General features: G+C 38.3%; 8 protein-coding genes. 4 read left to right on the forward strand and 4 right to left on the reverse strand.

The window, feature by feature from the left end; all coding sequences use genetic code 11:
* Positions 1-72 precede the first annotated feature (72 nt).
* The 4 genes from EXE09_RS09975 to mobR form a co-directional block, all read right to left on the reverse strand.
* Complete coding sequence (locus tag EXE09_RS09975) at positions 73-549, reverse strand: hypothetical protein (RefSeq protein ID WP_165382052.1); 477 nt, start codon at positions 547-549, stop codon at positions 73-75.
* Positions 539-5,287: an RHS repeat-associated core domain-containing protein gene (locus tag EXE09_RS09980; protein ID WP_130117163.1), complete on the reverse strand. Its 4,749-nt coding sequence runs from the start codon at positions 5,285-5,287 to the stop codon at positions 539-541. The genes EXE09_RS09975 and EXE09_RS09980 overlap by 11 nt, the downstream gene beginning before the upstream one ends.
* 68 nt (positions 5,288-5,355) lie before the next feature.
* On the reverse strand, positions 5,356-8,979 hold the full coding sequence (locus tag EXE09_RS09985) for a type VI secretion system Vgr family protein (RefSeq protein WP_130117164.1): 3,624 nt from the start codon (positions 8,977-8,979) through the stop codon (positions 5,356-5,358).
* Positions 8,980-9,353: 374 nt separating this feature from the next.
* Positions 9,354-11,030, reverse strand: coding sequence for a phenol degradation transcriptional regulator MobR (gene mobR, locus EXE09_RS09990; protein ID WP_130117165.1), 1,677 nt, complete (start codon positions 11,028-11,030; stop codon positions 9,354-9,356).
* Between the two features lie 424 nt (positions 11,031-11,454).
* On the opposite strand from mobR, the gene EXE09_RS09995 reads away from it, so the two are divergent.
* The 4 genes from EXE09_RS09995 to EXE09_RS10010 all read left to right on the forward strand — a co-directional run bounded on the left by EXE09_RS09995 (position 11,455) and on the right by EXE09_RS10010 (position 14,643).
* Positions 11,455-11,739 (forward strand): phenol hydroxylase subunit, encoded by a 285-nt coding sequence (locus EXE09_RS09995; RefSeq protein WP_130117166.1) that lies wholly within the window; start codon positions 11,455-11,457, stop codon positions 11,737-11,739.
* 18 nt (positions 11,740-11,757) lie between these two features.
* Entirely contained in the window at positions 11,758-12,747 is a 990-nt protein-coding gene (locus tag EXE09_RS10000) for an aromatic/alkene monooxygenase hydroxylase subunit beta (protein WP_130117167.1), read from the forward strand.
* Positions 12,748-12,768: 21 nt separating this feature from the next.
* A complete protein-coding gene (locus EXE09_RS10005; protein ID WP_130117168.1) occupies positions 12,769-13,038 on the forward strand; it encodes an MmoB/DmpM family protein in 270 nt (89 codons plus the stop codon).
* 63 nt (positions 13,039-13,101) lie between these two features.
* Positions 13,102-14,643, forward strand: coding sequence for an aromatic/alkene/methane monooxygenase hydroxylase/oxygenase subunit alpha (locus EXE09_RS10010; RefSeq protein WP_130117169.1), 1,542 nt, complete (start codon positions 13,102-13,104; stop codon positions 14,641-14,643).
* The last annotated feature ends 28 nt before the right edge of the window (positions 14,644-14,671 follow it).

The following is a 14,671-nucleotide window of genomic DNA, read 5'->3' on the forward strand; positions in this document are numbered from 1 at the left end:
CGGTAGGTTTGTGCAACAAAGCCTTCCATTCATAAATAACCGTAAAGATTTCAAAACTATCACAACTATATTTTAACTCCTATTATACTTCAATTTATAACCTTTATCCATATTTTTTAGTGAAGAACCTACAATCTTCAGACTATTTATTTCTTCATCACTATAATTCAGTTTACTCATTAATTTTGTATTATTTAATATCTCAAAAAAATTTTTTTCTATATTAACATTATTATTGAATAAAAAATCTAAAAACATACTTAATTGATGCTGATCTCGATATAAATAAGCATAAATTAAATAAGTATAAAATTTATTTTCATCACCTTTCAATTTATTTGCATAAGTATTGACATCATTTATGAAATCATATCTATCAGAATTACAATATTCCCTTAAATCAAAACCAATTATTTTTTCGTTTAAATTCATTTCTTTAAACAAAATACTATTTTTACTATTAATATTTGATAAGCATTTTTTATATTCAAAATCAGAACATCCTATACTTAACATCAAAAAACACCCTAAAATTAATTTATTTAACATGCAGCTCACCCCAATTATTAACTTTTTCTCTTTTCCACCCCATACCAGAATACCAACTATTATTCCCTCCACTCCAAACTCCTAATTTCTCTTTTTTAGTATTAAAAATAAAACCATCTAATTTATTCCACTGTTCAAAATTGTCATTTTTATTTACGGTAACGCACCCCAAACTATTTTGCCCAGGGTGTAATCTAAACCCACTTCGACCCTTACTATCAAAATCATCAATCCACTCATCATCTTTAAATAATGCATACCAATCAGAATGCCCTCTAGCTGGAACTAAATAGTATTTTCCATTTGGTATAGCTGTACCATTTGAATTAAACACTCCTGCATAAACATCTCCACCTGTAAACACATTTTTTATACTTATTGTTTTTTTTGTTTCTCTGTCATAACCTGTAATAATTCCTTTTGCTTTATCATAATTTAATATTACATAAAGCCCCATCGGATCCACCAACTGATTCGGATCATTCACATATGCAGAATTATTTAATCCACCAAATAATCCTATCGGATCCTTACTAACATACCTTGCACTAAATGACTCATAGTATCTGTAACGGTTATAGTGTAATCCTGTTTCATAGTCGTAATACTGCCCTTGGAATCTCAGGTTAGTTTGCTCAAGCAAGTTGTCACTGGTATTGATCTCTAAAGCTGTCCCCCATGTATCCTGCTTAATTTCCCAAATACACTCACCTAACTCATTACTCAGCGTTTGCGGTGTACCCACTTGATCACAGTGATAAAATGCAACACGCTCTAACTCAGCTTTGTTCTTTCTCATTTCAGTTTTCCAAACGGGATCTTTATAAATTGAGTAAGGTTCTGTTTGGAATCTTGAGTAGTCTGGTGTTTCTATCAGTTTAATAAAACCTGTATAACCCGTTTGAAACAATGGCACAAAGCTATTTGGTTCATAGACATAATGTTTGGTGTAGTTTTGATTATTTTCAGAGTTTTCTTTATTTAAGTTTGATTGATATGACTCCCACACCATCAAATCACCATCCCAACCAAATAAGGTTAAGCCGCTATTTGTGCTATTGGTTGAATTTTGACTATTTTTAAATAATCGTCTTCCAAATACATCATAACCATAGCTGGTGATTTGACCATTATTCTCACTTTGAATTAAGCGATTAAGGTTGTCCCAAGTCAGTTTCAGCGTTTTACCTGCTTGCGTGGTTTCAATGACATTACCCTGAGCATCGTATTTGTAGTGTTTACCTTGATATTGCGTAATCAGGTTATTTTTTACTTGCGAGGATTGAGTGGCAATCGGGTCGATCAAATTGCCTGCTGGGTCAAAGGCGAAGCTTTCTGTTGTATGTGGGCTTTGTGTTTTGATTAAGCGTCCAATCGGATCATATTGGTAATTCAATTTACCTAAGCGACTATCATTCACTTGAGTCAGTAAATAGTTATTGTCGTATTGGTAGTGACGCTCAGCTTGGTGTTTTGCTTGTTGTAATTGGTCTGTTGTTTCTTGTTCAGGACGGATAATCTGTGAACTGAGTAAGCCAACATCATTGTAGTTCTTGGTTTGAATTAAACCATTTGCCAACATACGGACTGTTTCACGATGTAAGTCATCTCGTTGAAATGCCACCATGTCTTGTTGGTTAAAGGCAATGCCATAGATATGCCCTGAACCATAGCTCAGATTGGTTTGGACTTGCCCATCTGGACGGATGGTCTTGGTTAAGTTGCCGAGTTCATCATATTCATAACGCAGTACTGCAGTCAGTGGTGTCAGATTCGGTACTTTGTAATGTTGGTGTTCTCGTACCAATTGTCCAAGCTGATTTCTGTAAAAGTCGATTTGGCTTTCTGCATTTTTCGCTTGGCTGAGTTGATTATTCAGGTTGTATTCAAATTCCTCAGTTTGGCTATGCCGTGTTTGTAAGTGAGTATATGTTTTTGAAGCGATTGTACCGTCTTGGTGATAGCCGAATTGAGTTAAAATATTCGGTTGGCGAATTTGGAACAGTTGCCCATTTTCTCTATAGCTATAATGTTTTTCTTCACCATCAAAATCCTGTTCATGCACCAATTGCCCAAAGCGGTTATAGTCAAATAAGTATTCCGCATGGTTTTGATTGATCAGTTTTTGAATACGTCCTTGTTTGTCCCATTGGTAGCCAATTTGATGTTGATTCGCATCGACCCGTTGTTCAAGTAAACCTACTTGATTATAACGATACTGTGTCATTAAACCTTTGGTATCGGTATGTTTCAGTAAACGCCCTTCTTCATCATGGCTAAATTGTTCTTTCAGTCCATCAGGGTATATGATCGCCTGTAGCTGTCCTTTGTCTTTGCCTTGCGTACTGTAAATGTATTGTACGGCTTTAGCATCAGCAGATTGTTGTGCAGTCAGTGTACCGTCTTCATCGTATTGCCAAGCGCTTTCTTTACCTGAACAATCACTATAAGACACCATTTGCCCAAGGTCGTTGTATTGGATCTTCTTCGAGCCACCTTTGGCATCGGTAATTTCGACAATTTGATTATCATTGTTATATTTATATTGCGTGGTATGTCCAAGTGGGTTGATTTCCCTGGTCACATTACCATCTGCATCATATTGTTTTTTCCAGATATTGCCCTCTGGGTCTTTAGTTTCGGTTAAGTTTCCTTCTTCATCATAGGCAAAACGGATAATCCCACCATTGGGTTGGACGATTTTAATTAGTTGGTCTTGGTCATTATAAACTTGTTCTGTTTCTAAGCCTGTAAAGTCAATTTGACGGGTGATGCGTTTTTGACTGTCACGAGATAACCATTTCTCTCGTCCATCAGCCAAACGGGTACGATAGGTAAAACCATCGAGATCAAAATAATAATAGGTCGGTACATCATAAGCATCATACACAGCAACTTGACGTAAACGTGGATGCCACTCTAAACGAGTTTTGAAACTATCATCATCTGCCCATTCAGCAATCGCTTTGGCTTTAGCATCAGTGGATTCATAACGGATATTCTGTCCACGTCCTGTACGATCTGTATAACGGGTCAGTTGATGTGCATTGTTATATTCATAACGACGTGTATGACCATTTTGATCTATAGCTTTGGTCAAGTTGCCTTGTTGATCATATTCATATCGTGCCAAGGCTTCTGCTTGATCATCTACAAAAGCGGCGATAACTTTGGCTTGATCGTTAAATGCAAATTTAACTAAGTGTTTGCCACGTTTCAGTTGGAAATCAATCGCTTGTAAATAAGCAAATTGCTCAAACAACAGATAAGTTAAAACAACTTTTTCATTGGTCTTATCGTTAAACTGTTGCACTACATGGTAATGCTTTCCACCATTAAAACTATGGAAATGGAAATTCCACTCTGAACCAAAATTCAGCAATAAATCACCATCAGTATGTGGCGTAACAACAAAACCTTCAAATGGAACAATATATTCTTCATAGACAATCGACTCAGGCAGTTGGTGCTTACGTCCATTGCTGTCGATAAATAAGTAACCATTTTTATTTTGAATAATCACATTGGAAAATGGCATCATCCAACGTGCGCCGATCATGCTGTGATCAAACTCATTCATTTGTGAGTTATATTGACGACTAAAAGCAAAACCTACTTTCGGTAAATAAAAGTCTGAATGATTCACCCGTTCTGCACCAATCGAATAACTGATACTATTTCCAGATTGGGAATCTTTACCCGTACAAGGTGGATTATTTAAAGCATCTGCTTGTAATGTTAAAAACTCTAAAGTATCACCACGGGTATGTTGTTCATGTTCACCCGTTTGATTCAGCGGCACACTGGCACTGGCTTTATTACCCTGTGCTTTAATTGCTTTTAAGGTTTCTTGAATCAACCATGCAAGGGTATATTTTGTTCCAGCATTACCTTGTTGTTGAATAACAGTAGGTAGAGTTGTTAATGCTTGATTCGCTTCTTTTTGTAATGGTGAAATACCTGTCGGTTTTTTGAGCTTAGGCATCATACTAGCAAGCGCACTAGTTTGTGTTAGATCAATTAAAGGTTTAACCCAATTACTAAATTTTTCTGCAGGATCACGTTTTTCAGCAGTCGCACCCAAGCTAATAGTTGGTGATACAACTCCTCCACTAATAGGCGTCGAAAACGCTGTGAGGATTGATGTACCTAATGTCGTCGCACCTGTTAATAAGGTCGCTAATTTTCCTTGGGTTTCTTTTAAAAACTTTTCTAAGTCTCCTGCCATTTGCGCATTTAAATGCAAAGTCATCCGGCGAAGATCAGCTTCTTTCATTTTACCATTTTCAGGGTATAAACATTCTGCCATCAAACCGAGCAATGGTCGAAGTGCCATACGTACATGCGCTTCTGCTTGTGGCTCTAAATATAAACCGATCAAGTTCATACTCATCAGTGCAGCTTGTTGTACACCTGCTTCACCTGTTTTTTGATCCGTAGCGAACAGTAAAAGATCTAAAACAGACCCTGTTAAAGCAAAAATATTGGCAACTGTTGGCACATTCGCCAAACTTTTTAACTGTCCAAGGTTGGTATGACCACATTGCTTGAGATAGCTTTCGATTTGATGCGCAATAAATTTATGATCTTCTGTATGCGTCACACTGGCTAAGTTAAACACTGCCAACTCGACTGCTGGTTTGGCTTGATTTTGATTCGTTTGACCTGTCGCTGAATTATTTGTTCCAACAGTTGTATTTTCAGTCTCGGAATTTCTTGAATTATCGATTAACGCCATTTTCTTACCCTAATATTTTCTATTTTTTAAATAAAATTCACATTTAGCAAAGACAAAATAATTGATATTTACTTTGAATTATTTTGCGCATTAAAAACATTTTGCTCATCTGCTTTGACTTTACGTGTGGTAATTTTAGTCGTTAAAGTCCGTGACTCTTCTAACTCCATTTTCACAAAATCGCCATTACTGCTTGTGATGGATGGTGATGTTGACCTCGGCGTAGAAGATGGCATTGGCAATGATTGTACTGCTATTGGTTCAGGATCCTCCCCAATTGGAGTGGTTTGAGCATTTCCAAAAAGTGGCGAACTTGCCGATGGCGCACTTGCAGCCCCATTACGTGTAGTGATGGTATAAGTTAAGAATCTTGAAGAATATTCATCTTTTTTAATCACATCATCATCCATTGAAAAAGATGAATTCGTTTGCCCTTTATTGCCAGTACTATAATTACTGACAGCATCTGCTGCTGAATGACCATTAAACCCTAACGCGCCAACAAAACCTGTATTATTACTAATCCCAGATAACAAACCATTGGTTTTCTGTGCAATAAGTGCAGAGGCTTGATCTTTGAAAAAGTCGACACCTTGCTCTTTAATTGCTTGTAAAGACTGACTTGGATTCGCCAACATTTGTCCTACATTCATCATTTGCGAAGGTGATAAATTTAAATTTAAGGCAGAAGACACAGAGCTTAATGCACTCGAAGTAAATTGTTCTTTAAATTGACCTAGTGTCTGATTTCCAAGATCTTTAAGCGCATTTTTTCCTATATTTTTTAAGGTATCGCCATTTAGAGAGAATAAATTATCTTTGAGTTGCGACATCATATTTTGTCCCAAAGAACCCAAAGCATTTTGGGCAAAACCTGCAATTCCTCCTACAACATCTTCTGACCAAGTATAGTTACGATTGAAATGGCTTGCTTGATCCCATGCACTGCGTGGATCAGTTTCAAACTCTACTTTAGCAGGACCAGGTGCAATCCCCGTCACTTGTGCAAAGCCATTTCCGTCCAACTTTCCTGAAACCTGTTTACCTAGTGAATCAATCACTTTAAAACCCGTCTGTTTAAAAAAGTCCTGACCACCGTAACTTTTTAACAGATCTAATGCGCCTTTTAATGGATTTGAGGATGGTAGCTGCGCCGAAGCACTTGCACTTGCGCCGGGTTGAAATAAATGTTGCCCTGCATTGACTTGGAACTTACCACCTGTTTTCGGGAAAATACCTGAACCATTTAAAGTGATTTGTGAACTTGCACCTGTAATCACAATCTCTTTCGGGCTACTGATAACAATTTTGTCATCAGTTGATGAAATGGTAATGCCCTTTTTAGCCAAAATATCCAAAGCATCTGACTGTGCTTGAACTTCAATTTTACCTTGTGCAGCTACGGCTTTAATTCCACCTTGCGCAGCAAACAAACTGACTTTACCTAAAGCTTGACCCACTAAATTCTTTTGGGTACTGAGGTTGATACTGTCCCCTGCAACTTGATTAATTATCCCTGTTGCAGAAAGATGAATATCCTCAGGAGTGCTCAAAGCAATTCCATCTACAGAACTCAGTAGCATGATTGCTTTTTTATATTTGGCTATATCTTTTTCGATTTCATCTGCAAATGCTTTTAATTGCTCTAAGGACTCGATTTCATCCGTTTTTTGACCTTTTGCAATATCACTTAATGCTTTACTACTTGTTTGGCTACCTTCCAATTGTTTTTTGGCAATGTCTGAATCTAGGTGTTCACCTTTGGCTTGATCTTGCTTATAAGTTGAGACCAATAAACCTTGCCCTGCACGAACTGCACCCCATTGATCGGTTCTCAGTTCAAAACCTTCGCCACGATCAGCACTTTCAGCTTTATCTTTAGGGTGACTCAGCTTTCCTAAATTCAGTTGTGTTACACCATGACTACTTTGTAATTGTGTGCTAATTTGCCCAGTCGTATCATCAAATCTGAGTTGCCCAAAACCTTCACCTTGGTATTCTTTGCTTCGTATACCTGCTAACTTTTTAGTATCGGGTAATTTGCCCTTTTTATCGAATTGCGTTGGATGACGTTGTGCTTCGTGGATACGCCCTACAACAAATGGTCGGTCAATATTGCCATCAAAGAAATCAATGACCACAATCTCGCCAATACGCGGCAGGAATCGAGCACCATAGCCTTCACCAGCCCATGGTGTAAGTACATCAACCCACGCAGAATCGGTATCATTGTCATTCGAACCTGCACCACCATCATGGGTATTGTCTTCATTTCGAGTGAATAGAAAACGAACTTTAATCCGCCCCCACTCATCTACATGAATCTCCTCTCCACTAGGACCAACTACTTTGGCACGTTGTGGTGATGCACTTGGGCGATGTTGCAGTGGGTTATATTCTGGAACTGTGCTGATATTTCTACGTTGTAAAATAAGGTGATTGGCTTGGCGTTCATCTTTATTATTGGTTGTAATTTCAGCCTGTTGCCACTGGCTTTGTTTAAGTAATGCCGTGACTTGATCCGTTAAGTCTTTAGGTAAATTATTCTGATTATAAAAAGTCTTCGATGTAATTAAAAATTCTTTATCTGCACCTTCATGCTGATCAATCTCAGGATGCTCATTGAACTCAAACCAATAACCCACATTTGCATCACGTACTGTAGAAGTTGCAGTGAACTGTTTGGCTTGTGAATCATAATAGTTACTTAAGTTTTCGTTAAACTTTTCAATTTGACTATTACCTGATTTGGTTGCACCATCTTCGCCATTTAGATCTTGAATCCATGCAGGGCTAAAATGCCATGCTTGTTCTAATCCTAAGCTCGCATTGTCTTGATTCTCACTATGGCTATGTTTACTTTGGACTGAACCAGCACCTTCTTCTGTCTCAAGTGCGTCTGCTTGCCAACGTTGAATATGAACAGAAGTCGGTTGAATTGAGCGTTGTCCAATAAAATTGGTAATGCTGTCTTGCTTTTCTGTAGCACTACTGCGATGGAAACGAATATTCTTACGATCTAATGATTTATATTGTGAGTTATCATCGATTAGACGGAGTTTTTGAGCTTGGATTTGCTCACTTGAACTGGATACTTTATGTTGCGCTTCATCGATGAGCCAACTCATCCCCTCACTTCGCATCAAACGAGTGAGAAAATCAAAATCACTTTCAGATGATTGCATAATGAATGGACGAATATCATATTCTTTTGTCAGCCCACTTTTATCCAATATCAAGCTTGAAGCAAACAAACTACTGCGCTGTTGCCATTCAGAAAAAATAGTTTGAATTACATCCACAGCCGATTTATTCATAAAGACTCGGCTATTACGACGATGTTTCCAAAGTGCCGTTGGATCTTCAATTGTTAGGCGATAAATTGTTAAAGAACCATCACTTGCACCGATATCTGCTTTAGTAATAATCCCCGAAGTACGGCTTAATTCTGATTTATCCGTAACAACATCAATTGCGACTTGACTACCAATGAATTGTTTTAATGGGATAGCAGCATTTGTTGACAGGCAGATCAATTGTAGACTTACGCCAGAATTAAGCTCATGTGTACCATCTATACGCTGTAAAAAAACTTGATCATTTAAAGATATGTTTGAAAATTGAACGTGAATAGCACGCTTTTGTGCTGTAAGTCCAAGTTGCTCTAAAGCAGAATAAATATTTATCGCCATTTTACTAGGTCTTTGTATTAATTTTTAAAATTGTGATGAATTATACAAAATTATAATTTTCATTGTCTATGTATGAATTGTTTCTGTTCAAATTTATATTCTGGCGATTAGAAAGCACTCATCTAAATTTAAAAACTCACCAACTAGCCAAAATCTCCAATTATTTTTTACTTAATAATAACTGATGTGTATAGCTAATACTCCTATTGTTATACTTGCATATATCAAAAATGCTATTGACTCTATCGAGACTAAAAAAACTACAAATTAATTATAACTAAAATCCTAAAACTCGATTTCCTGCACCATGTTTTTCATATATTCTCAATAAAATATTAAACTCAAAAACCGAATCATCCATTGATTAAATTCATTTATGATAATTTCTTCAAACGATAATCCAAAGTCGCTCGACTAAGCCCAAGCAATCTTGCAGCTTCAGATACATTTTGCCGACTTTTATCCATTGCAGTACGAATAATTTTTTGTTCAAGTTGTTCTAAAGAAAAATCTTCAGTAAATAAATCTTCTACATTGGTAAAACGATTCGCTGGCTGAGTCACAACATCCTGTTCTTTAAGCTGCGGAAATAAACTGTCTAATTTGATTTCCTGTTGATGATCTGTCAGTAAAGTCGCCCTTTCCAGTAAGTTTTCCAGCTCCCGAATATTGCCTGGCCACTCATATTTCATCACAAAATTTTTAGCTTTATCACTCAAACCTTTTAAGGTTTTATCATACATATTTTCAAAACGCGCTAAAAAATGGCTGATTAATAAAGGAATATCCTCACGGCGCTCACGCAATGGCGGGATCATTACAGGGAAAATATTTAAACGATAATATAAGTCAGCACGGAATTTACCATGCTTCACCGCTTGCTCTAAATCTTCATTGGTTGCAGCAACGATCCGAACATCGACTTTCCGTGTCTGTTGATCACCGACACGTTCAAACTCCCCTTCCTGCAACATTCGCAATAATGCTGCCTGTGCCCGTGGAGACAGCTCTATCACTTCATCAAGAAAAATCGTACCGCGATGCGCACGCTCAAACTTACCAATACGAGTCTGGGATGCACCTGTGAAAGCCCCTTTTTCCACCCCAAATAATTCGGCTTCAATTAAATCTGGTGGAATACAGGCGCAGTTTACAGCAACAAAAGGTTCTGCCTTTCGTTGGCTCCCTTCATGTACACCACGTGCAAAAGCTTCCTTACCAACGCCAGTTTCACCCTGTAAAAGTACAGCAACTTTACTGCCTGCAGCTTTTTTAAGCAGGTCACACACCTTTCGATACGCCACTGATTCCCCAACAGCAGCAAACATGGTGTAGTCACTTTCAGCTTCGGTATAAATATTTTTCTTTAATTCATTTAACTCAGCCTGTAAGGCAATAATTTCATCTGACACAGGATCTGGCGACATAAAGCGGATTAATTCATCTGAATTTTCCCATTCACTCAACGGCTTACCAATAATTCGGCAATGCTCATCTCCTTTAGCAACACAGTGGGTCTCCTGATAAATAATGGTCTGTCCCATCACAAAGCTGCTATACCCACAGGCATAGCCTAAAAGCATCCAACAGGCTGGTTCCTCCGATGCACCAAATTCACTTAGATGCACTTCGGCTTCAAAAGAATTCAGCCAGTTGAAATCTGCATAGAACTCTTTTTGATCATGACTTAAATGCAGTTCATTCACATCCACTTGCACCATACCTCGAATACCATGCATCTGAGGGCCTGCCATAAAGGCTTCTGCTTCATTGAGATTTGGACGCAGTTTTGAAGTGACCTCGGCATCTCGCATCCCCGCCTGGTAACCACAACGGATAAAAAAGTGTTTGGTACGTTCTAAGCCAAGCATATTAAAAAGATCTTTGCGCAAATAACCCAGAATACTGGTATGCATCAGCAACATACGATTTTCATCAAACCATATCTGTCCATGCTCAGTATCAAAAATAATTTTATCGAGTAAATCCTGAATATCTTTATTCTGTTCCAGGATCTGCTTATAGACCTTCACATCTTTGGCTTTGGGCATACTGTCCATCCTTGGCTATATGTCTTTGTGAATGCAATATTGATCTTACCTAATTCACAAACCCTGGGTAGACTACCTTATTCTCATATTTACATACCTTTTAAGTATATTAAAATTATACCTTTATAAATCAATTCATTATAAATATACATTTTTAAGTAAAAATTAAAAAAATTCCATGCTTTTAAACAGCACTACTCAAAGTTTATTCATTCATTTTCATCAAAACATGAAAATCTCAAATATATCTATTCATCAAATGATGAAATTAGCCTGATTAAATTAATCGGGATTTTATTTAAAAATAATAAATATTTGAAAAATATGAATATTAAAAAGTTGGCACGCTTTTTGGAATATACATCACAAACGCAAGGTTGCGTCACCGACATGAAGTCAGTGCAAAAATAGAAGGATGTTCGTTATGAACCAACGACAACAACAACTTACCAAGTACATCCGTATCACAGGTGATCGTGATGCCAAATTTGTTGAATTTGACTTCGCAATTCACGATCCAACCTTATTTGTTGAATTGGTTTTACCCCAAGAAGCATTTCAGAATTTTTGTAAGACCAATCAAGTGGTCGAAATGACCGCAGAGCAACAAGCTTGGAATGACGCACAGGAAGACAAATGGCGTTATGGCGTAGAACCGACTGTACTCAACCCCGCTTTAAAACATTCAGATCAAGAAGATCTGGGCTAATTCCATAAGGAGATTATGATGACTTTAGAAATTAAAACTTCCAGTGTCGAGCCTATTCGCCAGACCTATGCCTATATTGAACGCCGTTTTGGCAATAAGCCAGCAACACGTTACCAGGAAGTCAGTTTTGATGTACAGGCAACCACCAACTTTCATTATCGCCCTTTATGGAAACCCGATAAGACTTTGAATGATAAAACTCATACTGCCTTACAAATGCAAGATTGGTATGTTTTTAAAGACCCTCGTCAGTTCTACTACGGCGCTTATGTGCAGCATCGTGCACGTTTGCAAGACACTGCTGAAAGCAATTATGCATTCTTTGAAAAACGTTTCTTGGTTGAAAATATCAGTGAAGACGTGAAACAAAAAATCATCACCTGCTTACTGCCATTTCGCTATGTGGAACAAACGGCAAATTTACACATGATGTCAGGCAGTGCCTATGGTTATGGCACAGTGATTACCCAAGCCTGTATTTTTGCGGCAATGGATCGTCTCGGCATGGCGCAATACATTTCACGTATTGGCTTGGCACTAGATGGCAATACGGGTGAGTCTTTACAACAAGCCAAAGAGGATTGGATGAATGATGCAACTTGGCAACCACTTCGTAAATTGTGCGAACAGAGCCTAACTGAGCAAGATTGGTTCAAACTCTATGTACTGCAAAACCTGTTAATTGATAGCTGTATCCAAAGCCTTGTCTATGGACAGTTTGATCAATACTTAGTGGAAAATGGCGCACGTGATGTGGCAATGCTGACTGAATTTATGCAGGACTGTTTAACCGATTTACGTAAATGGTCTGACCCAGTATTTAAACTTGCCATTGCAGAATCTGAGGAAAATAAAACCCTGATTCGAGGCTGGATTGCTGAACTGTTACCGCAAGTTCAGGAAGCATTTAGCGCATGGGCAGGTCTTGCTTTAGGCGATAGCAATATTGAACAAGCCGTTGCACTGATCGCAGAGCGTAGCAAAAAAGCAGGTTTAGCTGACATTTAATATTGCATAAGGAATTGCACCATGACTTCAAAAGTTTATTTAGCGCTACAAGACAACGATACCGCTCGCTACATCATCGAAGCGATTGAACAAGATAATCCCGATGCCACAATTCAGTATTTACCTGCCATGATCCGTGTAGAAAGCACAACTGGCTTGGTAATCCGTGCAGAAACGGTATCTGAAAAACTCGGACAGGACTGGGACATTCAAGAGTTACAACTGAATATGATCACGCTGGGTGGCAACGTCGATGAAGACGATGACACCTTTACCCTGAAATGGAACTAAATAGGCTTAAAAGAAAATAGTCTTAAAAACAAAGCATTTCAATGATTGAACAGGATGATCAAAATGAATACTGATGTTAAAAATACAAAAACAGCGACTAAAACCGCAACCAAAAAGCTGAATGCCAAAGACCGCTACCGCATGCTGACCCGTGATCTGGATTGGGACTTTTCCTATGCAGATCGTAAAGATGCCTTTCCTTATGAAGAGTTTGAAGGCATTAAAATTACCGATTGGTCTAAATGGGAAGATCCATTCCGTTTAACCATGGATTCATACTGGAAATATCAGGCGGAGAAAGAGAAAAAACTCTATGCCATTTTCGATGCTTTTGCACAAAACAATGGGCAAATGAATGTTTCCAATGAACGTTATTTAAATGCCATTAAACTGTTTTTAACTGCAGTTACACCTTTGGAATATCAGGCTTATCAAGGCTATGCCCATGTAGGTCGTCAGTTTAGCGGGATCGGTGCACGTATTGCATCACAAATGCAATCTATTGATGAATTGCGTCATGTGCAAACTCAAATTCATGCCATGAGCCACTACAATAAATTCTTTGATGGCTTCCAAGATTGGTCGCACATGCATGACCGCGTGTGGTATTTATCTGTACCAAAATCATTCTTTGAAGATGCACGTTCAGCAGGTCCATTCGAGTTTTTATTGGCGATCAGCTTTGCCTTTGAATATGTATTGACCAACTTATTGTTCGTTCCTTTCATGTCAGGCGCAGCTTACAACGGCGATATGGCGACGGTAACTTTTGGTTTCTCTGCGCAGTCTGATGAAGCACGTCACATGACACTTGGTCTGGAAATCGTCAAATTCTTACTTGAGCAACATGAAGATAACGTGCCAATCGTTCAGGAATGGATTGATAAATGGTTCTGGCGTGGTACTCGCCTACTCTCAATCGTCGGCATGATGATGGATTACATGCTTCCAAATAAAGTCATGTCCTGGAAAGAAGCATGGGAAACTTATTTTGAAGAAGCAGGTGGTGCATTATTCAAAGACTTGAGCCGTTACGGTATCCGCATGCCGAAATACTCAGAAGTGATTGAAAAAGAGAAAGAACACGTTTCGCATCAAGCATGGTGGATTTTCTATAACTTCGGTCATGCGGCAGGCTTCCACACGTGGATTCCAACGGATGAAGAAATGGATTGGTTATCTGCGAAATACCCTGACACCTTCGATAAATACTACCGTCCAAAATGGGAACTGGCACGTAAATTAGAAACTGAAGGTAAACGTTTCTATAGCAACGGCTTACCACAATTGTGTCAGATCTGTCAGATTCCAATGACCTTTACGGAAATGGATGGCGACCCAACCATGTTCAGTTACCGTGACAGCATTTATAAAGGCGAGCGTTATCACACCTGTTCAGATGGTTGTCATGACATTTTCGAACGTGAACCTGAGAAATACATCCAGGCATGGTTACCTGTGAACCAGATCCTGCAAGGCAACTGTGGTGGTCCAGATTTAGAAACAATTTTACGTGACTATTACAACTTTAATGTCGGTGCGGACAATTTAGATATTGAAGGTTCGCCAGACCAGGAACGCTGGAAAAAATGGAAAGGTGCATAAGCATCATAAGGAATAAAAGATGAAGTTC

The sequence above is a fragment of the Acinetobacter sp. WCHAc060025 genome (assembly GCF_004209355.1).
Classification (GTDB): Bacteria; Pseudomonadota; Gammaproteobacteria; order Pseudomonadales; family Moraxellaceae; genus Acinetobacter; species Acinetobacter wuhouensis.